Source organism: Actinomyces sp. oral taxon 448 str. F0400, assembly GCF_000220835.1.
In the GTDB taxonomy this organism is placed as follows: Bacteria; Actinomycetota; Actinomycetes; order Actinomycetales; family Actinomycetaceae; genus Actinomyces.
The window spans coordinates 1,976,900-1,999,425 of record NZ_GL985606.1; the positions used below are offsets into that span (position 1 = coordinate 1,976,900).

The following is a 22,526-nucleotide window of genomic DNA, read 5'->3' on the forward strand; positions in this document are numbered from 1 at the left end:
CGCACCCGTTTTCCTCATCTCACTGCTATCTCACTGCTCCATGCGCACGAGGATGACATCATTCTCCTCGGCGTGGATGACGGCATCGGCCGGCGCGGCGGCAATGCGCGCATGCTCAGCCGGGCTGATCTCCACGGTGCCGCCTTCGACGCGGCGACCGTACAGGGCCAGCGCCCCGATGCCCCCGGTCACGGCTCGGGCGGCTTCATACTCGGCGAGCAGAGTCGCATCGATCGTGGCCGCGAGACGCCGACGTCGGTCCCGTGCCTGTTCGATCTCCTCGTCGAGGCGGGTGAACTCGGCGTCGCGCTCGGTGGTGAGCTCACGGCCGGCGGCACGGATCTCCTGCTCCTGGACCGCCAGGCGATCAGCCTCGCTCTGAGCGGACTCCAGAGTCTCCATTGCGGCGATCTGCTTGTCCTCCAGATCCGCTTGACGCCGCCCGAGCTGATCGATCTCCCCCTGAATGGCGGCCAGATCGCGGGCGCTCGCGGTGCCCGCGGCGAGACGCTCTCGCAGGACCTCGGCGCGACGCGCGACCTGACTGACTTCGTCCTCGGCGCGATCGGCTTCCGCCCTGGCGGCGGTCAGAGCCCCTGTGGCGACGGCGGTGTCGCGCCGGTTGGTGTGCAGGCGCCTGACAACAGTCTCGATACGCTCCAGGATCGGCAGGTGGGTCCGTTCATGACTCAGACGGGCGAGTCGGGAATCGAGGTTCTGCAGGTCGATGAGGAGACGCTGCTGACTGAGAGGGGCGTGCGTCACGGCGGAGTCCTTCGCTGGCTGGGTATCGAATTCTGGGCGGTCGGGCACTCGCTCACGAGCCGGTGCTCAGACGTAAGGTCCACGGATCGGTGACGACCTCGGAGACGTATGTGGCGAGTCTACGTCCCTTCGCCGCGGCGGCCCGCTCCAAACGTGCAGCGAGCGGCGGCAGGCCGACCCATTCGGTGGCCCAGTGGGTGCCGCACAACAGGTAGGGGCGGCCGGCCTCCAGGTGCTCTGAGGCCGGATGGTGACGCAGGTCCGCGGTGAGGAAGACGTCGGCTCCGGCATCGCGCGCGGTGCCAAGCAGGCCGTCGCCGGCGCCGCCGGAGACGGCGACGGTCTCGATGGTGGCGTCGAGGTCTCCTCCGACGAGGAGGCCGGGTGCGGAATCAGGAAGTGCAACGGCGACGGCAGCGGCGAAGTCGCGCAGCCGTGTGGGGTGCTCGAGCCTGCCGACGCGTCCAATTCCCTGGGTGGGATCATTCGGGCTGGGCTGCAGCGGCGCAGCGCCGAGCAATCCGACGGCGGCGGCGAGGGCCGCGGCCACGCCTCCGTGAGCGGCGTCGAGAGTGGTGTGGGCGTTCGCCAGGGCGATGCCGGCGCGAATGAGGCGGTGAACGCACCGGCCCTTGGGATCGGTGGCGGAGACGTGGTCGGTGCCCCTCAGGTAGAGGGGGTGGTGGGTGATGACCAGATCGACATCGCGGCGGATGGCCTCGTCGACGACGGCGGTGACCGGGTCCACGGCGAGCAGGACGGAGTCGACGGATTCCGCGGGGTCGCCGCAGATGAGCCGATTGGAGTCCCAGGACTCGGCCAGGTGGGGCGGAGCCGCGGTGCGCAGTGCTGCGACGACGTCGGCGACGGTCAAGGGGTGGACGAAGATTGTCTGAGGATCGGCGGGATCCGTTCCTATCTGGCTCATGGGTGCAGGCTAGACGAATACGCGTTCAACCATGGGTAAACGTTAGGGCAGCTGCGCCGTCTTTGTGCCCGGAGCGATCACGGTGTCGTGAAAAAGTGACAACATCCCCTCCTTACCTCTTAGTCTAGGGGTATGCGTCGAGGATTCAAGGCTCAAACGGACCTGCGCGTGTTCCTCTCCGAGCACCGCGCCGCGGTCACCCCCGCCATGGCGGGGCTGCCCGCTCAAGGCCGACCGCGCCGTGTCGTCGGTCTACGACGTGATGAGATCGCCGGACTACTCGGCGTCGCCACCGAGTACTACGCCGACCTCGAGCGGGGTCTACTCTCCGACGCTCCCGACGCGTCATTGCAGGATCTTCTTAGCGACGTGCTCGCGCTGAGCCCGGAGGACCGCCACCGCCTCAACCTTCTGCTCGATGCGGCCTACCCGGGCGCCGGTGCCGTCACACGGGAGCGAATCGACGAGGAACCGCAGCAACAGATGCCTTCCGCGCCCCAGCAGGAGGCGGACCACTACGGGGCGTCGGAAGCGATGAAGCAGTTGCTGGACTCCTTCGACATGCCCGCTTACCTGCGTTCGCGCTCACTCGACCTCGTGGCCGTCAATCGGCCGGGCCGCCTCCTGTACGCCCCTGTGCTGGAGTGGGCGGGAGCGGACGAGGAGAAAGTGAACCTGCTGGAGTTCGCCTTTCTGGACCAGGAGGCGGCGCAGAGCTTCTGGCCCGACTGGGGCGACGTGATCACACGGGCTGTCGCCGATCTGCGGGGGGCTCTTGAGACCTATCCGAACGATCCGGAGCTCATCGGCGTCGTCGGCACGCTCAGCGCCCGCAGCCGTCTGTTCTGCCGAATGTGGATCGATCAGGATCTGCCGCCGCGCTCCTCCCAGGGTCATGAGAAGATCTTCCACTCTCTCATTGGCGCCGTCACCATCCCGTTTCGAATGCTGGCCGAGGAGGATGGCGCCCAGGTCGTCGTATTCACGCCAGTATCCGGTTCACCGGCGTACACGGCGATGCAGCGGTTGCGGGCCTGGGCGGCCACCGGCTGAACTCCGGCCGATGACCAGGAGGATCACAGTGAGCAGAAGTATGACGACCGTCAATGCGCCTGTCCCGTACCGTTCGGCCGAACTCGCCGTGATGAACAGATTGAAGACTGAGGCCGCCAGGAGCCACACCGCCATGAGGGCGACGTATAGATGCAGGCGGCGGTGCGGGACTCGCGATGGGACGACGCCGGTGTAGGCCAGGGAGATCCACCCGCATAAACTCCACAGGACCACCATTACGAGGCTGACGGGCCTGATGGTCAAGGGCAGGACCGTGTATCGGCCTCCCAGCGTCAGAGCTCCCAGGGGCAGGCCGACGAGAAGCAGCAGATGGAGCAGGGCGCAGGCGAACCATCCGGCCGCGCACACCACACCGATGACGCGAAGCACTGCACGTCCTGACGTCCGCTCCCCTGCTGGTGGCCGGTCCAACGTATAAGCGCATCCAGAGCATCCCACGAGGCCGTAGGGTAGGCTGGTGGTTTCGGGACATCAACTCGGTCCCGCCTGTCGTCGGCCGAATCAGAAAGGCGGGCGTTAGCGCGGCGAGAGCGCAATGTTGTGCGCCTCGGCACACTCAATACGAACAATTGGGCGTCCTTGCTGCGGTTCCGTCAGCAGTTTCGGGAAGCAGATCTGGACGTAACTACAAATAGCGAAGGTACTAGCACGGCGAGCAGTGGTGAGTCAACCAACGGCACAGGGAGCGACACAGTCACAGACGGTAGTGAGCCAGCGACCGGTAATCCGGGCGCCGCACACGAAATTTCTTCCAGGACAGTGGCCCACCAGATCATCCACGTCAAAAATCGTCCCCTGCCGCCTGAGACACGTGCTGCCATCCGCCAACAAGCGAACAGTGGGCTCGGCGCTCGGAAGGTTGCTCATCGCTATGGTGTTCATGAGAACACGGTCCGGGCTATCTGGCGTGAGCACCCTCGTCCCAAGCAGCGAGGACCTCACCGCTTCACTGAGGAGGATTGCCAACGTGCCGAAGCATTGCTTGCCCAGGGGAGAACCCTCATCGAGATCGGGTTGGAACTAGGCTTCGACCGCAGTACGGTGCGGAAGCATCTGGGTTATAGGGCAAATCAACAAGGACCGAACGAGACAACAATGTTGTGACAGGAGCGTTGTATGGCTGATGCATCAGACAGTTTATGTCGGATCCTTAATATTGGGGCCGCTGTTGGTCTGACTAGTGTCGTTCAGCAAGGCGCGCACCAATAGCAATGAGATGACCTCGTCAACCAGCTTGCCGAGCTTGCGCACGTTGCCGCCCTTGTCAGCCAGCGGATACAACATAGCCTTGATTTTCTCGGGTTCCAGTTGTGTTCGCTCGTCGGGTGTGAGCTTGGAGAAGTTGTCATCAACAAGCCTGTCGATGACCTGACGGATCTCATTTTTGGAGAGTGGCTTGAAGTGAACTAGGGAATCGAACCGCGAGTAGAGGGCGTCGCCGAGAGCCTTGCGGATCTCGTCCTCGGCGGCGTAATTCGAGGTGCAAATTATCAAGGACGGGCCAAGTTTGACGCTGTAGTTCTTGTCCTCAAACACGCCACTGTCGAACAACTGGTAGAAGGCGCTGTGGAAGACCGAGTTTGCTTTGTCGAACTCGTCGATAAGGATGACGCCGGATTCGCGGTCTAGCAGGTCGCGTGCGAAGGATGCCTCGGAGTGTGTCCCGCCGAACAAGTATGACGCGAACTTGTCGTTATGGAACATGGAGAATTGTTTGCGCAGCAGCGTCCCTCCGAGTAGCCCGTTGATGAACTGCGCGGTCTCAGTCTTACCGACACCGGACGGGCCGTAGAACATTAAAACGACTGGCTTCGTCAGCCGTGCCGTGGTCAGTGGATACAACGCTGCGAGCAGCGCCTCCTTCACTTCGGCCTGACCCACGAGATGTCCGGCGAAGCCGTCACGGAAGCTGACGAGCGTGTCCCGCGTCACCGCCGGGTATTCATAGCGTTTCACCTCCGTTGTGAAGGCTCGCTCAAGTTGTGAGTGAACGTGGGCAGGTGGGTTGTGCAGGTGAAGGTGCTTGGGGTTGATCGACCGTATGAGGCCAGCAAAGTTGGTGATGACGTGTTCGTTCAAGCTGGCGTAGTCGCTCGACTCGGCTGCCACTCGTTTCGGTCTCAGCGCAGGTTCCTCGGACGGTGGTCTCTCTTGGCCTTCAACGACATGGGTATGTCGCCGGTTGGCTTCGTCGCGCTCATAGACGATGTCGAGAAGGCCCGTACGCTCCTTCTTCCTCAGCTGTTCTTTGAACCATGACTGTGGGCCGTAGTAGATGGTGACCTTCGTATCACGCGGCATATTTGAATTCAACTCCCGCAAGGATCACGTCGTAGACATCCAGGAGGTCGTCGCTTTGCATGTCCACGCCGTCTACGAGTTCGACCGCCGTGACGGTCGCGTCGCCTGCGCTGCCGGACATCTCAGCCTCCATGCTGAGTGCTTGTTCAGACGTCTGTCCGACGAGTACGCCGTGGAAGACGAGGCGCATACGTCCGAGATCTGTGAGTCCGTAGTTGTTCCGGAACGCCTTGAGATTGAAGCGTAGCACGCGCTTGGAGCCGTCTTTAGTTTCACCGAGGAGCTCATAATATCCCTTCGCGTCGGCAAGTACTTCATCCATGCGCGCCAAGTCGAAAGGTGCGTCGTCCAGCTTGAGTAGCACCATGTAAGGCGTGAACATTTTCGTGTACGCCATGGATCCCGCAGGTGCGGTCACGCGAAGATCTCGCAATTGGACCACTCGAGGGTCGCTATCCGCCTTGACGAGGTAGTCGGTAAGGATCGTGTTCGACAGTGTCTTGCTCAGGATACTTTTGCCGGCCGCGGATACTCCGGCGCCTGCGCTCAGTTCGCCTGATGTGCCGAAAAACGGCAGCCAGCTGAACTTTGCGATGAGGCCAGCCTCGACCTTACTATGCATTTCATTGGTCCGCTCTCTTACGTCTTCGCTCGTGGACTCGGTTTTACCGCCGGCGGATATATCTAGGTAGTCCGAAGCCGACTCCTCATCGAAGTAGACAACTTTGATTAGACTAGACTTCTCATCTTTAATCGTCTCTTTCGTCATTTTCTATGTTCCTTTCGATGTGAGCATCTTCTAACCTATCAAAATCACTCACATATTTGCGGTCCTGTACCACCCTGAACTTCTCGAACTCGCTCAGGGCGTGCTCGTCGGCCTGGGACTTGGAGATGTGGCCGGCATTATCGAGGATCTGACGGTCGTCGAGGTCGAGGAAGGCGTCGAGGCGTGTGGACCAGTCCTCCATCGTCATGGGGATCTGACGGCGGGCACGGGACTCGGCCAGATCAAGAAAGGCGTTGACCAGGTGGCCGAGGTCTTTGAGCTCGTCGCGGGTGAGGTAGTTCTTGCCGATGGTCACGTCACCGCGCAGGATCTTGCCGTCGGGGCTGTTCGCCCAGCTGGTCAGGCCCATGTGGGGCTGGTCGGCCCTGGCGCGGGAGGTGATGAGCTCGGCGGCGGTGTGGCCGTGGACGGCGTAGTGGAGCTTGTTCTGAACGGTGGCGAAGAAGCGCTTGGTGGTAGGGGCGTCCTTGTTGTAGTCGACGCTGGTGGCGTAGATGTCGGTGACCTTCTGGTAGAAGCGACGCTCGGACAGGCGGATCTCGCGGATCTCGTCGAGCAGGCGCTCGAAGTAGTCTTCGCCCAGGAAGGTGCCGTTCTCCATACGTTGGCGGTCGATGACATAGCCGCGGATGGCAAAGTCTCGTAGCACGCTGGTGGCCCACTGGCGGAACTGGGTGGCGCGCACCGAGTTGACGCGGTAGCCCACCGAGATGATGGCGTCGAGGTTGTAGTGGTCGATGCTGCGTGTCACTTGGCGTGAGCCCTCAGATCGAACTATCCGGAATTTCCGGATAGTTGCCTTACGCTCCAGCTCGCCAGAGGAGAAGACGTTCCCGAGATGCTCGCTGATGGTGCGCACGTCGACGTCGAACAGCTCGGCCATAAGCTTCTGAGTCAGCCAGACTGTCTCGTCCTCGTAGCGGGCCTCGATGCTTGCACCGGCGTCCTGTGCGGTGAAGATCAGGAACTCAGCTGTGGAGTTGCGGATAAGCTTACGAGAAGGTTCTGGATCAGATACGGGTTTCATATAAATAAGTATACCTCTTGACTATAATCAACTACAAGATGACCTCTTCTTGAAGAAGTCGTTGCTCAACATCATGATACTCTTGATTGTTCATGATTCTATCTCTTTCTCTTCTCACTAAAATAGTGCGCCAGGATCGGTTATGCCTAGCCGGTTGTACGTCACGCCAGTGGCGAGGTCAAGATACGGGTCGGTGTCAAGGTCATAGACCATCGCCGATCCTTATTGATGCGGCTCCGCGCGCACCCCGCTCCGACGCCCCCAAGCCCTATCTCCCTTCTCAGCCATCCCAGCGCTCAGGCCACCAGTACCACCCACCACCCCCGGCGAGAAAACCTCAGTGTATGCAGTAATAATTTAATCAAGTCGAATAGCCTTCCCCGCAGCATCACCATGACCTGACGATACCCTTGGAATGATGCGCGTATTGCGTGGATACCCTTGCTTCTGCATCGACTCCTTAAGTTGAAATGGAACACAATAGATCGTAATCACTTCGCCCGGACGGATCTCGTATGGTAATGTAACTGCGCCGACCTCATCATTTAGTATTTGAAGGGCTTTACCGTCGGGAAGTTTGAACGCAACATCGTTGACGATGGTGCTAGAACGACCAGAGTTAGTAATTTTAATACCGAGTAGCTCCTTCTCAGGTACTACGTCTCCCAGCAGAAAACTGGAGTTGCAGGACACCTTCAGTCGCGCTCCAGAAGCACGCCATGAACGCACTTGCCAAGTCAACGAAACGACGGACAGGATGGTACCAGTGAGCCCAAGCATAGAATCTACTGTCATTCCGTGTTCCTACGGGAAAAATGAAGTAGTCGAAGTTGGCATGATATTAACATTCGCCGAAATTCGCAGTAGGGGTGTTTGTGATACTTTTATTCCCGCCAGTTGCGCTCAACAGGCTTCTCCGGCATGGTCGATGGTCTGAACAGCTTGGAATTGCTCGCTTCTGCAAGCCAGCCAATCCAACGGCCAACAAATTCTTGCGGGTCTGCGCGGTCAAGTTGTTCGAGGGGCCAGGCGAGTTGAGTAGCACCAATTACTCTGTCGAACGCGATCGAGATCCCTTCTGGCTGCGCAGCGTATGGCTCCATACGTCGCCGGCCACCGAATAGTGGAGAATCCATAAACGCAAGTTCAAACCATTCAAACCGTCCCTCCTGCAGTGCGTCGCAGTACCATAGGGAATGTGAACGACCAGGATATTCGTTGTGAGTCGACGTTTGCAGCAACTCGATACTGGCGCAAGCAATCACCTCGAATGGCCCGTTCCATCGCTCTGGCTGAATTATTCGCGGCCCCACAAACTTGAGACGAGCCGCAACCAATGTCACGATCGAGATCGTGATCTTGTCACCGAGATTTGTCTGCTCACTCCGTTCTTCGGTCTTTGCGAAACGCGTGTTATCGACGATTGTGTTCTGTAGCGTGGATCGGAAATACTCGAACGATCGGCATGCGTCTTGGAATAGTTCCTTGCGTCGTTCCAGCAACGTCCTGCGCTGTTCATCTTCGGCTAGTTCCTGCGAGCGCTGAGCCGAATACTGCTGCGAGACTTGCTGCAGTTGCTGTATGCCAGGACTTGCAGGAGCGTCGCCGGCGTAGGCAAGTTGCCGCAGAACCCAACTGGCAGTGGGGCGCGCTCCGGCCGCTTTGTTGAGACACTCCCTGATCATGACCTGTAGTCGAGGTGCCTCGATGCTCAAATTCGGCGGAGCGGTGTGAAGGTGCTGCTCTCGTAGTGTTTCGGGGGTCTGTCCCTGGAACGGCAGGTGGCCTTCCAGCAGTTCATAGGCCATGACTCCGAAGGCGTACATGTCGGTGGCTGAAGTTGCCCGTTCACTCCGCCACTGCTCTGGAGCCGCATACAGCGCGGTGAAGCTAGACTTGCGCGTCGCAGGATCCGTTGAGGCGTTTCGATAGCGGGCGATGCCAAAGTCGCATAGTTGCCAGACGCCGTCCGTATAGAGCACGTTATCTGGCTTCAGGTCACGATGAACCAGATCTGCTTGTTCAATCTCATTCAGCCCGTGCGCGACATCGGCGAGGATGGCAATCTTCTCCTCGAAACTCAAGACATTATCTGTAACGTACTGGCAGAGAGAATACTCGGCACGCGGCATGATCAGGACGTACTCGCCGTCATGCTCACCACTGTCCAGCACGGGCACGACGTGAGGTAGGTTTGTAGAGGCTCCGATCAGGAGTTCGCGCTGTGCGCCAGGCTCACTCGGGACGAACTTCGCCACCGCATGCTCGACGCCGTCCCGCCGCGCCTCTCGCACTGTTCCATACCCACCAGTACCGAGCTCGTCGCCGACTTCCCACGCATGCTGCTCAAGGTTCACTGTCACCATGGCTGAATGTTACCTGAACAGCGTATCTACGGCTCCGGTCAGCTTGGCATGTGCCGCACGGTACCTATCGAGGGCTTGCCAGCTGCCGGAGTCTGACGGCGATATGGGAGCGCGCCACCGACCTGGCCGCTGCTGAGCTGGAGGCTCTGGGCCTACCAGAGGGGCGGGCTCTTGCGTCGGAGTCAACGATCCGCAGGGTGCTCCAGGATATGGACCCCGCAGGCCTCGACGCCCACTTGGCGTCATGGTTGTGCACACGTACCGGCACCACCTGGGGACGCAGGGTGATCGCCGTGGACGGTAAGACCATGCGCGGCGCCCGCGCCCGCCAGCGATGCGCCTGCGCCTCATCTCGCTGTCGGCCCTGGACCACGCCACGGGCGCTGTGCTGTCCCAGAGGCGGGTGGCGGACAAATCCAACCAGAGGTCCCCGCGCTCAGGCGGCTGCTTGAGCCCCTCGACCCAGGCGGAGCAGTGGTGACAACTGACGCCACGGCGCACCCAGGTGGAGACCGCCCAGTGGATCACTCAGCGTGGTGGTCACTACGCGCTGACGGTCAAGGACAACCAGAAGACCCTGCGTAGGACACTCAAGGCCTTGCCCTGGAAGAATGTCCCATCCTCTCCTCGCTCCACGCCGCCCATGTAGGTGCGGTGGACTCCCAGTACCTCGGCGAAGGCCTCCTGGCTGAGTCCCCTCTCCATGCGGTAGGCACGAAGGTTCCTGCCCACTGCCTTCTGGAGGTCACCTACAGCCACGCCTCCAAGAGTGATCTAGCGCTACTTTCAAGTCTACAGACTTATGAGTAGCATGGGGTACGGTCGAAAGAGTACGGTAGGGAGGGATGCTGAGTGACTATCGCCCTTCGGGCTCTCGCCGAGCATCACATCCCGGCTATCCTTGACGCCTGTTCGGACTGGCAGGAACTAGCCCAGTATGGCCCGCCGTACTGGCGCCCTCGTAGCAGCGCCGAACTTCATCGCAAGATCGCCGATACCGCTGGCCCGCAACCTGCTACCGCCTACACCTTCATCCTGACTACTGAGAATCGCCTAGTGGGAGAAGTCTCTATTCATTCCATCGACTGGCGCAACCTCCACGCGCAGGTCGGCATCTGTATCTGGCGTTCTGAAGATCGCCGTCACGGATACGGCAGAGCCGGAGCTGAATGGATCATCACCTGGGCGACTGACCACCTAGGGCTGCGGCGCCTGGAAGCATGGATACTTGAAGACAACATCGCATCGCTTGAACTCTTCGGCAAACTTGGTTTCGTCCGCGAGGGCACGCTCAGGAAACGATATCTCTGCAACGGACAATACATGGATGTGCACGTCATGGCGCATATTGTCAATAAGTAGCTGACAAAGTAATCTCAACCGCCGGCCACAAACAACATTCAACTATTCAATCGCGCTTACGTTTGCTACAATATTAGATAGCAATGACGCGAAGAAAAACCACAGATCTGAACCATCGCCTCCGCAAACTCAAAGCCGCGCTGCTCGCAGTCTCCCTGACGCTTGCCGGCATCCTGCTGATGATGCTGAACGGTTGGATTGAACATCTCAAGCTCGGCGACTGGGAGTGGCTGCACTCCATCCCACTGGGAGAACTTGGCGGCACCTTGTTCGGCGCCGGCCTACTATCCACGCTCTTCGAGTACAGTTTCCGCAAGGAACAGGAGGAGGCTACCGTCGAGCAGTTCCGCCAGACCCTCCACGACGAAGCGCCAGCCCTACGCGACGCAGTAATCGAGGCCTTTCGCTTCCAACGCCAGGATCTGGAGCGCATCGCCACGCCCCAGTTGCTGGACGACCTGGCGGAAACCAGCTTGGGGCTGCGCTTCGGTGACAAGGCCTTCGGTCGTGAGGTTTACAGCGACATCCGCCATCAAGCCATCGCCGCCGAGGAGCGCTGGTACGACGCCCGAGTCGACGCAACCCTGGGTATACCCAGGGTTAGAGGCAAAGCCTCTAACCCCTTCTTCGACCTACATGTCCGTTGGGAGTACACGGTGGTGCCCAGGCACCGTTTCCGCAAGTTCGCCGTCGTCTCCGACCGCCAACGCTACGACCAGCTGGTCGCCGAACGCGGCGAGACCAGCGTGTGGTACCGCCGACCGGTACCTGGCCTGGAGGTCAACGACCCAGAAGTCTTCGCTTTGGAGCAGTTCACCATCAACGGCCGATCCATCGACTTCAGCCGTCAAGCCGATGATGTCTCCCAGGTCTACACCGTCGATCTAGGACAAGACACGATAGAGCAAGGCCAGAGCGTAGTGGTGGCCTTCAGCTTTCGGACACTCGTACCCCGTGACGGTCACGTCGTCCACATTAACATCGACCGGCCGACCAAAGGGCTGGACGTTGAGCTGACCTATGACTCTTCCTCCATCAAGCGCCTTCGTCTGATGGACTTCGCCTCTCGCGGTGATGGCGGCCGCATCTCGGAAGAGCCTGAAACCTCGGTGGTGCGCTATCGCTACGACGGCTGGCTCTTCCCACGAGCTGGCTTGGTCTTCGCCTGGACGCTGGCCACGGAAGCCGGCCAGCAGCACCAGCCAACACACAACGGCACCCGCTCGAGCAAGGCCGCCTGAACGGGTGCCGTCGTAGTGCATACGTGGGCTCAGGTCAGCAGCCTCCCATGATGATCACCCCTCTCGTCCGGCTACGACCACAGCATAGGACGTATTTGCTTGAGACGCATACTCTCTGGACGCGAGAAGTTGGTCTCGTTGTGATGGTCAGGTGCCCACCACCTCGCCCAAACCGCCCATCTCACCAGCAGCTGGCGAGTTCGGAGCACGGGTACGCACTCGACGCCAGCAGTTGGGACTGTCCCAGGAGGCCCTGGCTGACCAGTCCGAACTGCACTGGACATTCATCGGCCAGGTCGAGCGCGGCCAGCGCAACCTCAGCCTCCACAACATCCTGCGCGTCGCCCGCGCCCTCGACATCGACCCCGGCGATCTGGTACGCGGACTCTGATAGCCAACAAATAGGAGGTGCCTGATCTGTGTGACGTACGCCGAATTCATCCATATCACCTCAGAAGGCAGTCGCGCATAAAATCTCAAATACTCTGCCATCGCGGGCCAGGCAAGTCACGTCCACGCCCATTAATAACGTTATATTATCGCATATTGTAGCCGGAGTGCAGTGGCTCGTTGTCATGACCGTGTATCATGAGTCCTGCGATATGCGGCAGCTAGCCGCTGATCGTGCGGGCAGTCTCGTACACACCCGCTTGCGACTCACCCACCTCTTGCGCTACCTTGAATCTCGATGAGGAGGTTTTATTGAACCGCAACCTAGCGCAAGAAGGAATCTCCATGTAGACTTGCGTCATGCCGACGGGACCAAAGCACATCCATTCCTACGACTATTCGCATGACGGAATTGAGGAACACATCGAAGAGGTGTGCCGTTGTATGATCGGCGAAGATCACGACGATAGTGATAAGCTTTCGCCCGATGAGACCGAAGATATATGGTTATCAAGCGGGATGGATGAGGACTATGACTTTCGTTGAGCCTGGTGTTACGTTCCATGGAAATTGTTACCGACTGGTATCCAAGCAATAGACGTGCTTAGTGGTATCATTTGTTCATGACATACGTAGCCACGGTCGTTCAGGTGCTCCTCTCCTCCCCGAGCGATCTCCCTCCAGAGCACAGGCATCTTATCCATAGTACTATACGCTCCTGGAACACGAACTATAGCCGACGCTTTGGAGTGATATTTTCACCTACCGATTGGCAGGAAGGAACGAGCCCGAGTTATGGGCAAGAGCCACAAGCCTTTATCAACGAGCAGTTGGTTGCTTCGTCTGATATGGGATTGGTCGTGTTCACCAATCGGCTCGGCACGCCGACGAAAACTCACCTGTCTGGAACAGTTGAAGAAATCAGTCTACTGCACAGTCAGGGCAAGCGAGTCGCAATCCTGAGAAATACGACGCCAAGCGCTCCAGCGTCGACAACGGACGCGATCCAGCAGTTGACTGCATTAAATGACTATCTCAACTCAATCAAAGACGAGGCGCTCTACAGTATATATTCATCGAGCGAGCAGTTGATGCAGATTATCAACAACACATTAAACAATGTTGCCCGTGATTATGAACCGCCCAACGTACCAAGTGCTTCTTCCGCGCATAGTTCAGAAGCCGATCCCTCTTCCGGCGTTTGGCCTTCAGTCGAGATCGAGCGCTACACCGAAACTGACAGCAAGGGACGACTTAAGAACAAACGGCGGCTGTATCTGACGCTTACGAACCGAACTAGGCAGCCAGTGACCGATGTTTCTTACCGATACGAAGATAGTGACGATGAGTCGAGTGGGCTGTTCGATCTTAACTTCAACCCAAATAATGTCATCAACACAATGGCACCCGACGCTATCCAGCGGTATCCCATTATGCAAGTTCTCGGATCGCCGAACGAAGCCGACTGTATAGTCGCCTGGACTGACGTGAACGAAGTTAGCCATGAAACGAAGGCCAGCGTGAGGATCAGTTAACGCTCTGAACAGAATCGCCCCGTCGTGCTGAGTCCAGTCCCATCTGACGATCGGGCAAATCGAAGCCGAGCGAGCCTGCTCAGACTCTCCAGAGCGGTAAGCATATAGTAGCCATCACACCCGCGGGTCCACTGGGTTGTACCTACCCGGCTGTGTGTGGCGTTGGCTGTTACCATTGCTCCATCTAGATCTAACGGGCTCGAGCGACTCGGGCAGGGTACGGATAGGATCGTGGAAAGGCCATACGAGCACTCCGCCGACTCCTGGGATCAGTCACATCCTTGAAGACACGGGCTAGGGGCCGGCGCGACAGGGCCGTTGTGATGAAGGATGGCATCGGCGGCGTGACCCCACTAATGACGGGACTGAGTGGACGCTCTTATCGTCACCGTGCGGGTCACGCCGCACTCATACCAACACACCAGGCCCCTCAGAGACCAAACGACCAACCATCGACTTTGCCCACGTATTAGTCGTTCCTATCCAAAAGTGGGTTAATTCGACTAATCAAGCTTTCGGCTATCAACAACTCCTCCTCCGACATTCGAGCAGCGCCTTTCATCCTCAGTAGCGCACCGGCAGGCGAGTAATGGTTGAGACGACCTTTGTTAACATTGCAGGCAACGAAAGCATCCTCCACTCGCTTGACAATCCTTGGCCCATCAGGCAGGTCGTCAAGCGTGAGAGGATTGTCAGCAAGCACACCTTGATAGGCCTCATTAACCAAATCAACATATAGCTGTGCTGGCAGAAGATCTTCGATATCAGTCTCCTCAACTCCGGAGGCGTCACCAACCTGGACGATTCCGGCATCGTACATCTTGCCGCTCGCCTTCAAGTTACTGATGGTCTTATTGTTCTGCGCCGACGAGTCCGCAAGCACGGCTACCTTCATCCGGTTTGCTCCAAAAAGCGTCAGGAACGCGGCAAGCTTCGAGATACCACCGCCAGGCACGAGAACCCATCGATCATCCAGCCCAGGCTTCCCAGCCTCGATAAGCTGCTCAGAAAGGTACTGTAGATAGATGACATCTGACGGGCCTTCAACCAATAGTACGTTTGGCCCAACAAAAAGCGTTTGCGTCAGCTCAACCCCAAGGGCCGCATGCAATGGGAACGCCGACTCAGCATCTGTCTTCAGGATATCAGATGACACAGTGGTGCCTGTTTCAGGAGCATCAATCACTGTTCTCACACAACCGAAATTATGTGGATCAATCATGAACGGAGAGTGCGTGGTAAAAATCACCTGATGGTGTGGCGCAAGACGTTCATTGATGAATCGCAGGAGATCGTGCTGTGCTGTCGCGTGAAGACTGAGACCAGGCTCGTCAAGCAGAAGAATAAGTGGCTGCGTCGACTCCTTCTCTAACTTCGAAAAGTACGCCAGGAACGAGAAAAACCAGACAAACCCGCGGGAGCGCTCGTCAAACGGGACGGTGACGCGGTGACGTTGGTTTTTCACACGGATTTGCAGAAGTGGAGCCTCATTAAGTGGCGGCTCCGCATTTGGCTCGGCTGCTGCAATAGTATGCAGTTCTACCTGGAGCTCCTTGTTTTGGCTCCAATATTCGAAGACTTCGTCGCTGATAGCATTCGACGCGTTCTCCATCTGCCTAATTAGACGCTCGTGATTGTCTGAAGAAATAAACTCCTGGGGATCCACTCCCGCCATCGATAGGAGTGCCAAAAGAGCCTCTTCACCACGCTCAAGCTTATCGTTATCGCGGTGATAGATCAATGTCGGGATAGAAACCTTACCAGGCATGACATCATAGTCACCAAAGTAGACAAACTTTGGGCAACGCTTGTGCAATACATCAATCGCGGCGAGAACAGGATCGTTGTCGCGCCACGATTCGATCTTCTCTAACGTGGCAGCAGCAGTCGGTGTTTCCGATTCAAGACTTCGAAGGGTTTCGGCCAAACCGTCGATAGTAGATACAGCGTCGACCTTCGTTTTATCTGCCGTCGGCAAATCAAGTTCATTTCGGAGGTGGTTAAGTATCTTTTCTTCATTAACCTGGAGCGACCATTCTTCTTGAGTAAAACCGAAGCCAGTTGTGATAGTGACGCATTTATCGTCAAAAGCTTCAGGGTAAAGGATTGCTTCTACAGCAGCAATATCGCCATCATCAAGTTCGTAGGTTAACTCAGTAACTCTGACGCACTTCTCTTTTCTCAGTTCAGGTGTTTTGTGGCTCGGGTAATCGAGGTCTGGATCGAACTTAACGCGATCCACTGGATTGCTTTTATAGAGAGATTGCAGCACCGCGGTTTTGCCAGACTCATTCTTACCGACAAGCGCTGTCACGTCAGACTCAACGTCAAACTCCGTTGGCTCACTAATGCTGCGGTATCGCTGAATATTGACATGAACGAGTTTCATTTTCTTCTCCTGGTGACTTGTTTATGGCGTAGCATTCTATCTACTACATGCCGCCCTTCATTATACACCAGATATGGCCACATTGCGGGCTCTTCGTGTTTGAGGGTGTAGTAGGTAGGGCCTATTGATCTGTTTGGTGGGGGTGGTGGGTGCGTCGTTGCGGTGGGTGGGGGTCGAGGTCCCCCGATGATGGGAGTTCCTACACACCCCGTCACGAGAGACCTCGACGTGCCTGAGACTACCTTCACCGGCCCTGACCTGACGACGTTCCTGGGCCTGGACGCCCTGGGACTGACCGCGATGGGACAGCACCTGACCCCGGGGCGGGCGGTGATCGAGTGCCGTATGCCCGCTGGCTTCGAGGACCCGTTCTGCAAGGCCTGCGGGGCCCAAGGCGTCGCTCGTGGGACGGTGGCCAGGCGGCTGGCCCACCTACCGGTGGGGTGGAGACCCACGCAGCTGGTGGTGCGCGTGCGGCGCTTGGCCTGCGCGCACTGCTGCCGAGTGTGGAGACAGGACACGAGCCGGGTGGCCCAGCCGCGGGCGCGACTGACCCGCGCAGCCGTCGAATGGGGGCTGCGGGCCTTGGGTCTTGAGTCCATGTCCGTCTCACGCGTCGCGCAGGCCCTGGGGATCTCCTGGCACACCGCCAACACCGCAATCCTGACTCGAGCCGAGCAGGCCATCACCAGCAACCCTCACCGCTTCGAGGGGGTCGAGGTGCTCGGGGTTGATGAGCACGTGTGGCGCCACACCAGGCAGGGCGACCGCTATGTCACCGTGATCATTGACCTGACCCCCGTGCGCGACCACAGCGGTCCGGCTCGTCTGCCAGGCGTGGTCCCGGGTCGTTCCAAGAAGGCGTTCAAGACCTGGCTCGCCCAGCGCGACCAGGCCTGGCGCGGGCGGGTCGAGGTGGTGGCCACGGGGCGGTTTCACCGGGTTCAAGAACGCCGCCGGCGAGGAGATCCCCAAGGCCCAGGCGGTGATGGACCCCTACGCGCGTCGTCTCCCTGGCAGGAGCCAAGCTCGATGAGTGCCGCCGCCGCATCCAGCACGAGACCACCGGCCGGCGGGGCCGCAAGGGAGACCCGCTCTACTAGGCCAGACGCACCCTGCGCACGGGGGCCGACCTGCTCACCGACACCCAGGCCGAGCGCCTCGAGGCCCTGTTCGCCAACCAGCGCCACGCTCCGGTCCAGGCCACCTGGGGCGTCTACCAGCGCCTCATCCAGGCCTACCGCACCGAAGAGGCGGGCCTGGGGCGGTTCCTGATGCGACGGCTCATCGACTCCCTGAAACAGGCCGTCCCCGACGGCCTGGAGGAGATCCAGACACTGGCTAAGACCCTGATCAGCCGCAGCCAGGACGTCCTGGCCTACTTCGACCAGCCCCGCACCTCCAACGGCCCCACCGAAGCCATCAACGGACGCCTGGAGCACCTGCGCGGCATCGCCCTGGGTTTCAGGAACCTCACGCACTACACCACCCGCAGCCTCATCCACGCCGGACGCCTCAAGGACCACCTGACAGCAACCACCTAAACCCAGCGATAAGCCCCGCCTACCACACCCTCAAACACGAAGAGCCACATTGCGTCGCTCCGGCATCTTGCCTAGATGAGTAAGCCCAGGGGGGTGTGTCAAGCGGCGGTGGGTAGTTTCGTGGCTGGTTGGGGGTTGTAGAGGGTGTTGTTGCGGATCATGGCGTGCAGGGTCAGGATGCGGCGGTGGGCCAGGGCGAGGACGGCCTGGTTATGGCGTATGCCTTGGTCGCGTTTGCGCTGGTAGTAGGCCCGGGAGACGGGGGCGGAGCGCAGTGAGGCGAAGGCGGAGGCGAACATGGCGCGCTTGAGCCTCTTGTTGCCGCCGTGGGAGACGTGCTCGCCGCGGATCGATGAGCCCGATCTCCTGGTCACCGGTGCCAGGCCGGCGTCAGGTCGGCGATGCGGCGCATCGACAGCCCGGGCAGGTAGCCCACGGTGATGCCCGCCTCCTGGGCCACCGCCACGGCCAGGGCCCCGATGGTGGCGGGCTGGTCGACCACCACCAGCAGGCTCCCATGGGTCGCCAGCTTGTCGTAGAGGGCGCGCAGACGCGCCTCGTCGTTGGGCAGGGCCTTGTCACAGACCTTCCGCCCGTCCCGGCTCAGGGCCGTGGCCCAGTGCTCGCTCCTTGCTGACGCCCGATACCGACGAAGACGCCCGGCATCCTCGATATCCATCTCTCCTGCCGCCTCTCGCTCCTGGATGCAAGGGCCAGCCGGTGGACGACCGGCCCCGCACCCACACCTGCGAAAGACCTCACACGCAGTGGGCCGTTCCCCTTATCAGCGGTCACCAGCGCCCGGCCACCATGGGTGACCTTCGCCCCCCCCGGATCATCCACGGACAGGGGCAAGACACCCGCGCCCACAGCAGCTGGCCCAGCCCCGGACCACCCGGGACCACCAACAAGATAACGGGCGGTTAGTGGTCGTAGGGGGTTAGGTTCCGTAGTGTGGGGGCGCCTACGAGGTAGTTGTGCCAGATGGCGGCTGTCAGGGCGAGGACGCGTTGGGTGATGCGTGAGCAGGCTCCGGCGATGGTGCATCCGCCGTGGCTTTCGAGGTCGAGCCGGCCCTTGAGCGTCTGGTTGACGGACTCAATGATCTGACGCAGCAGTCGCAGGAATCGTTTGCCCGGGCGCGGGCTCTCGCCTTTGCGTGCCGGTCGAATCGGCTCGATACCGGCTTGCGTGAGCTGGTCCTCAAAGGCGGCTCCGAAGTAGTTCCTGTCAGCGATGATCACCCGACCCGAGGAGGCGGGCTGGTCCATGCGCTCCAGGACGGCGCACAGGGTCTCGCGCTCGTCGGCCTTGGCTCCGGTCAGAGCCCATCCCACGGGCAGTCCGTGCACGGTGCACACCAGGTGTAGGCGCAGACCCCAGAAAAAGCGCGAGTGGGAGGCGCTAGTCACCCGTACTCGGCCCAGCCGACCAGGTCGGAGCGTTTGACGGTCTGGCGGGAGCGGGCGCACTCGATGGGGGCGGAGTTGGCCACCCGCGCATCGTCGTCCCATGGGCCGGTGGTGGCGCACAGGTGGGTCAGGACGGCCTGCATCGTGCCGGTGAGCGTGCAGGCGCTTTGTTGTAGCCGGGCTGGCCGGGCAGGGCGGGGAACATGGCGTCTAGGTGCTCGCTGGTAAAGCCCAGCAGGGCCTGCATCACCGCGCTCCCACGCCACCACACCCCCCTGGAACCAATCATCTAAACACCACTCATCGTCCCTACGGGGCTAGCACCCCCATCCCAGCGACACACCATCTCTGTCAAACCAGCTCAGACACTCTCACCCACCGACTTCGCCGTTTTAAGAACGCTTTTCCATCGATGGGGAGCGGTAGAGCAGGACCAGGATGGCGTGTGAGTGATTGGCGATGTAGGGCTGATCCTCTAGACCAGAGACTGCGGAAAATCTAAATCGACTGCCAAATAGTATGTGCGTGGTGATATAGCCAAATTGGAACTTCAGCGAAAAACTTCGTCTTCTCCCCACTCCAATGGAACAAGCTTACACCCATCCAGCAGTAGGCACACAGAAAACAAAGTACAAGGAATACTGCATACAGCCAGGAGAGACCAAAATGAAACTTGCGGGAGATGGTGTGGCGCCAGTTCTCCGTCACCAGGAAATCTAAAGCGAATACCAGGAACGCGATTAAGTGTGTTGCAAATGTCACAAATGCTGCGACTTCGGCGGTGTCGCTGAGTCGATCAATGTAAGCTAATGTCTGCGCTGTTGGTTTATTTTTATCCGGGATTCCACTGCGGATCACCAACGCAAGATTAACCGTGAACACTGCGGTAAGTGTAACGATCATCGAGACAACTAGCAGGACTCGACGGGAACCGAGCACCACGCTTACATACTCGTGCTCGCGATCGAACAGAATATAACCAGCCATGGCAGACGGCAAGATAGCTACGACTGCCACCATGCTAGATATATCTTCAGGAAATGCAAAGCTCTCGAATTTAATGAACATCAGGAGAAGAGCTACGGACACTGCTAGGCCAGCAAGTGAGGCAAAGAGTGCAGGCAAAACGAACTGGCCTCTCTTTATGTGGGCCTGAATACGAAAATCAGCAGAAAGGCTTGCCCCTTCTCCTCGAGTAATATACAGTCGAGCCTTATTTCCTACATAATGTAAATCGCCGGCCTTCATTCCGTCATCTTTGTGCATATAACCATTAGGTCTGACGGTGATTCTTTGCGCTTCTCCATCAATTTTTAGCGCTTCGCACCTGACATTGTCGATGCGCATGGCTTCTGGAAGTATGAGTTGACCATAGAAGCCTAACTTTGACTCGCTCACTAATGAGATTACAAAATTAGGAGGAACAACTCCGTAGCGACGCATCTGACTTCTGAACCAGTTAGTCAAAAGAACAATTCCACGAGACAATGTGACGATCGCGCGAACAAGCAAAAATTGAACTGGTGTGAGCGACGCTTTTATTCGATTACTTACCCTTTGCCTGAACTGTCTTTTGTACTCTCCGAAATAGTCCTCATGCTGATACATGAAGGAATCGTTCCAGGACACTTTAATTAGCCCTCGAGCGCATGTTTCGAGTTGTCTATACGGTAGGGTTACGGACATGGCAAATGTCTCGCACAAGCGTATAAAAAAACACCTAAACTCTCGATTGGCGATCCATGCATGCCAGTTATTACTACTTCCTATAGGCCAGTTCAAATCGTACTTCTCAACGATATAAAGCCAACCACTTAACCTGGTGTGAGCTGAAGTGTCCCGCCCCCGGAGAAGCCTATATACTGTCGAAATCTGCTCCTCTGTTAATTCATGTAGTGAAAATCCTGCAAAGCGATTGAGCCAGCCAAATACATAGTACGTAGCGATGCGAGCGGATTCTGAACGACTTGCTAAGCAAACTGCTGACTCCCAGGGGCCGGAAATATCAATGGAGACAAAAGGCTGCTTATACATCCAGTCGAGCGGTAGTGTTAAAACGCCATCACGATGTTCAAGTTCGCTAAGTTCTGAAAACATGACATCGTACGACATCTTAATTTTATTTGCGACGGGACTTATTGGCTCGAACTGCTTTACCCTTCTGATTAACCATGTTGACCGGTCTTCCCAATGCGCATAGTATAAATCAGCGTACTTTTTAACTTCTTCTAGAGTAGGAGGTATGTAGCCTTGAAATAGACAAGTATTCGCCATAATTCCGTGAGGTCGGAGACTGGGGTGGCTTTAGAAGTGGAGGCCTAACGAGAATTGCTTATGATTGCTTGCGATCCGCTGATGGGGGATATAGACATCCTGGCGAAGGCACAGTGGGGTCAACAAAAACACAGTAAGCACTCACGACCCTTTTTTTAGGTCGGCTAAGTTCCCTAAAGTCTCTGTAAAAGGACTTTAACTTATCTACTATCCCACTTATCCTGCCTAGATGACATCTCGCTGAGTTCCGTTTCACTTATCGCAAGACGTCCAATACCTTTGCGTGTCGACTGGCTGTTCGATTGAGTTTCAACGCCGCTTTCCGCAGAAGTATTCCAAACCAGCAGATCATTTTCGGGCTGGTTCGGTGAGTTCTGGTGATGGGGCAGCGTTTCACTCATGGCTGCTACCATTTAATCACAGTCGACCTATTAGTGCAATATTTCAATTGATAGATTGGGGTCTTGCTGTTTCTGCTGACTGGTTTATTGGTTGCGTCTATTGTGATTGCGAACGTCGAGTTCCTTAACTCGCAGACATTCGGCAACGTCGCCCTAGCTGTCCGTTGCAAGGTGGACGCATCTGGTGTGCAGCAGACAGGCGCCATCGTCGGCAGGTGAGCCCAGGTGGACTGCCAGGCGGCGACAACTGCCGGTGTTGTTGCCGCCTGAGAGCGTCTATGTCTGCCTGGTAGCGCATGCCCGTCTCCATCGTCGCGCTGGGCTGGTGATGCCCGCAGATCGTTCTGGACACTTGGGAGGGTAGCACTCTGTGCCGTGGATGCCTATAGGGAGCGTACCGCCAAGGCTGCGACGTTGGGATGCTGTTGTAGGAAGCGGGCAGGCCAGCGCCTCAAGACGGAAGAAATGACCACCAGCCCGGTACTGAAGCGCGCAAGTGTTATGGACATCCCCAGCTGTAACAAATCGGTTACGTCCGGCGAAGAGTGTCTGAGCTGGTTTGACAGAGATGGTGTGTCGCTGAGATGGGGGTGCGGGTCCCGTGGGGACGATGAGTGTGGTGCTTAATCAATCCCTTGTCCCCAGGAACCCGCGCTGATGTCATCTTCCACACGACCGTCCTGTCGCGCTGACCCCTGGCTCAGGTTCTTTAAAGAACACCACCGAT

Annotated in this window: 17 protein-coding genes and 4 pseudogenes; 7 read left to right on the forward strand and 14 right to left on the reverse strand. The window is 58.2% G+C overall.

Annotation, left to right across the window (positions count from 1 at the left end; translation table 11 throughout):
- Nucleotides 1–30: 30 nt before the first annotated feature.
- Together HMPREF9062_RS08395 and HMPREF9062_RS08400 are read right to left on the reverse strand one after the other, a co-directional pair.
- Complete coding sequence (locus HMPREF9062_RS08395) at nt 31–765, reverse strand: zinc ribbon domain-containing protein (protein ID WP_034254024.1); 735 nt, start codon at nt 763–765, stop codon at nt 31–33.
- A gap of 52 nt (nt 766–817) precedes the next feature.
- On the reverse strand, nt 818–1,693 hold the full coding sequence (locus HMPREF9062_RS08400; RefSeq protein WP_009749675.1) for a Nif3-like dinuclear metal center hexameric protein: 876 nt from the start codon (nt 1,691–1,693) through the stop codon (nt 818–820).
- 132 nt (nt 1,694–1,825) lie between these two features.
- On the opposite strand from HMPREF9062_RS08400, the gene HMPREF9062_RS08405 reads away from it, so the two are divergent.
- A complete protein-coding gene (locus tag HMPREF9062_RS08405; RefSeq protein ID WP_009749676.1) occupies nt 1,826–2,746 on the forward strand; it encodes an MmyB family transcriptional regulator in 921 nt (306 codons plus the stop codon).
- Here the strand turns inward: HMPREF9062_RS08405 and HMPREF9062_RS08410 are convergent.
- From HMPREF9062_RS08410 to HMPREF9062_RS13665, 7 genes are all read right to left on the reverse strand, one after another.
- Entirely contained in the window at nt 2,693–3,136 is a 444-nt protein-coding gene (locus tag HMPREF9062_RS08410; protein ID WP_009749677.1) for a hypothetical protein, read from the reverse strand. The genes HMPREF9062_RS08405 and HMPREF9062_RS08410 overlap by 54 nt on opposite strands.
- Nucleotides 3,137–3,904: 768 nt before the next feature.
- Complete coding sequence (locus HMPREF9062_RS08415) at nt 3,905–5,068, reverse strand: AAA family ATPase (protein WP_009749678.1); 1,164 nt, start codon at nt 5,066–5,068, stop codon at nt 3,905–3,907.
- Nucleotides 5,058–5,837: a DUF6414 family protein gene (locus tag HMPREF9062_RS12935; protein WP_156790000.1), complete on the reverse strand. Its 780-nt coding sequence runs from the start codon at nt 5,835–5,837 to the stop codon at nt 5,058–5,060. Before HMPREF9062_RS12935 ends, HMPREF9062_RS08415 begins: the two co-directional genes overlap by 11 nt.
- On the reverse strand, nt 5,818–6,885 hold the full coding sequence (locus tag HMPREF9062_RS08425; RefSeq protein ID WP_009749680.1) for a virulence RhuM family protein: 1,068 nt from the start codon (nt 6,883–6,885) through the stop codon (nt 5,818–5,820). Before HMPREF9062_RS08425 ends, HMPREF9062_RS12935 begins: the two co-directional genes overlap by 20 nt.
- Nucleotides 6,886–7,242: 357 nt before the next feature.
- Nucleotides 7,243–7,680, reverse strand: coding sequence for a hypothetical protein (locus HMPREF9062_RS12940; protein ID WP_156790001.1), 438 nt, complete (start codon nt 7,678–7,680; stop codon nt 7,243–7,245).
- Nucleotides 7,681–7,769: 89 nt separating this feature from the next.
- A complete protein-coding gene (locus HMPREF9062_RS12565; RefSeq protein WP_009749681.1) occupies nt 7,770–9,251 on the reverse strand; it encodes a serine/threonine-protein kinase in 1,482 nt (493 codons plus the stop codon).
- A 543-nt stretch (nt 9,252–9,794) separates the two neighbouring features.
- Nucleotides 9,795–10,010: a helix-turn-helix domain-containing protein gene (locus HMPREF9062_RS13665; RefSeq protein ID WP_253270686.1), complete on the reverse strand. Its 216-nt coding sequence runs from the start codon at nt 10,008–10,010 to the stop codon at nt 9,795–9,797.
- Between the two features lie 93 nt (nt 10,011–10,103).
- Here HMPREF9062_RS13665 and HMPREF9062_RS12570 point away from each other — a divergent pair, with 93 nt between their 5' ends.
- From HMPREF9062_RS12570 to HMPREF9062_RS12175, 5 genes are all read left to right on the forward strand, one after another.
- Nucleotides 10,104–10,613: a GNAT family N-acetyltransferase gene (locus tag HMPREF9062_RS12570; RefSeq protein ID WP_083820042.1), complete on the forward strand. Its 510-nt coding sequence runs from the start codon at nt 10,104–10,106 to the stop codon at nt 10,611–10,613.
- An 83-nt stretch (nt 10,614–10,696) separates the two neighbouring features.
- Nucleotides 10,697–11,854, forward strand: a complete 1,158-nt coding sequence (locus HMPREF9062_RS08445; RefSeq protein WP_009749685.1) for a hypothetical protein — start codon at nt 10,697–10,699, stop codon at nt 11,852–11,854.
- A gap of 151 nt (nt 11,855–12,005) precedes the next feature.
- Nucleotides 12,006–12,245 (forward strand): helix-turn-helix domain-containing protein, encoded by a 240-nt coding sequence (locus HMPREF9062_RS08450; protein WP_050795273.1) that lies wholly within the window; start codon nt 12,006–12,008, stop codon nt 12,243–12,245.
- A 359-nt stretch (nt 12,246–12,604) separates the two neighbouring features.
- Nucleotides 12,605–12,790, forward strand: a complete 186-nt coding sequence (locus tag HMPREF9062_RS12945; RefSeq protein WP_156790002.1) for a hypothetical protein — start codon at nt 12,605–12,607, stop codon at nt 12,788–12,790.
- A gap of 77 nt (nt 12,791–12,867) precedes the next feature.
- Complete coding sequence (locus HMPREF9062_RS12175; protein ID WP_083820043.1) at nt 12,868–13,779, forward strand: hypothetical protein; 912 nt, start codon at nt 12,868–12,870, stop codon at nt 13,777–13,779.
- A 469-nt stretch (nt 13,780–14,248) separates the two neighbouring features.
- Here HMPREF9062_RS12175 and HMPREF9062_RS08455 read toward each other — a convergent pair whose 3' ends face one another.
- Nucleotides 14,249–16,168 carry an AAA family ATPase gene (locus HMPREF9062_RS08455; RefSeq protein WP_009749688.1) on the reverse strand — a complete coding sequence of 640 codons (1,920 nt, stop codon included), beginning with the start codon at nt 16,166–16,168 and terminating at the stop codon, nt 14,249–14,251.
- A 228-nt stretch (nt 16,169–16,396) separates the two neighbouring features.
- Here HMPREF9062_RS08455 and HMPREF9062_RS12575 point away from each other — a divergent pair.
- Nucleotides 16,397–17,712 (forward strand): annotated as a pseudogene (locus HMPREF9062_RS12575) (ISL3 family transposase).
- Nucleotides 17,713–17,810: 98 nt separating this feature from the next.
- On the opposite strand, the pseudogene HMPREF9062_RS13885 reads toward HMPREF9062_RS12575, so the two are convergent.
- From HMPREF9062_RS13885 to HMPREF9062_RS12950, 4 genes and pseudogenes are all read right to left on the reverse strand, one after another.
- A pseudogene (locus HMPREF9062_RS13885) lies at nt 17,811–18,101 on the reverse strand (transposase); the annotation flags it as partial.
- Nucleotides 18,098–18,391, reverse strand: a pseudogene (locus HMPREF9062_RS13890) (IS110 family transposase); the annotation flags it as partial. The pseudogenes HMPREF9062_RS13890 and HMPREF9062_RS13885, both read right to left, overlap by 4 nt.
- A gap of 244 nt (nt 18,392–18,635) precedes the next feature.
- Nucleotides 18,636–19,374, reverse strand: a pseudogene (locus tag HMPREF9062_RS13250) (transposase); the annotation flags it as partial.
- Nucleotides 19,375–19,622: 248 nt separating this feature from the next.
- Nucleotides 19,623–21,221, reverse strand: a complete 1,599-nt coding sequence (locus tag HMPREF9062_RS12950; protein ID WP_216584414.1) for a hypothetical protein — start codon at nt 21,219–21,221, stop codon at nt 19,623–19,625.
- Between the last annotated feature and the right edge of the window lie 1,305 nt (nt 21,222–22,526).

Coding starts and splice junctions, on each gene's coding strand:
- HMPREF9062_RS12175 (WP_083820043.1), top strand. CDS start 12,868: ATGACATACGTAGCCACGGTCGTTCAGGTGCTCCTCTCCTCCCCGAGC.
- HMPREF9062_RS12935 (WP_156790000.1), bottom strand. CDS start 5,837: ATGACGAAAGAGACGATTAAAGATGAGAAGTCTAGTCTAATCAAAGTT.
- HMPREF9062_RS12945 (WP_156790002.1), top strand. CDS start 12,605: ATGCCGACGGGACCAAAGCACATCCATTCCTACGACTATTCGCATGAC.
- HMPREF9062_RS08415 (WP_009749678.1), bottom strand. CDS start 5,068: ATGCCGCGTGATACGAAGGTCACCATCTACTACGGCCCACAGTCATGG.
- HMPREF9062_RS08445 (WP_009749685.1), top strand. CDS start 10,697: ATGACGCGAAGAAAAACCACAGATCTGAACCATCGCCTCCGCAAACTC.
- HMPREF9062_RS08405 (WP_009749676.1), top strand. CDS start 1,826: ATGCGTCGAGGATTCAAGGCTCAAACGGACCTGCGCGTGTTCCTCTCC.
- HMPREF9062_RS08455 (WP_009749688.1), bottom strand. CDS start 16,168: ATGAAACTCGTTCATGTCAATATTCAGCGATACCGCAGCATTAGTGAG.
- HMPREF9062_RS12950 (WP_216584414.1), bottom strand. CDS start 21,221: ATGTTTTCAGAACTTAGCGAACTTGAACATCGTGATGGCGTTTTAACA.
- HMPREF9062_RS12565 (WP_009749681.1), bottom strand. CDS start 9,251: ATGGTGACAGTGAACCTTGAGCAGCATGCGTGGGAAGTCGGCGACGAG.
- HMPREF9062_RS08425 (WP_009749680.1), bottom strand. CDS start 6,885: ATGAAACCCGTATCTGATCCAGAACCTTCTCGTAAGCTTATCCGCAAC.
- HMPREF9062_RS08400 (WP_009749675.1), bottom strand. CDS start 1,693: ATGAGCCAGATAGGAACGGATCCCGCCGATCCTCAGACAATCTTCGTC.
- HMPREF9062_RS12940 (WP_156790001.1), bottom strand. CDS start 7,680: ATGACAGTAGATTCTATGCTTGGGCTCACTGGTACCATCCTGTCCGTC.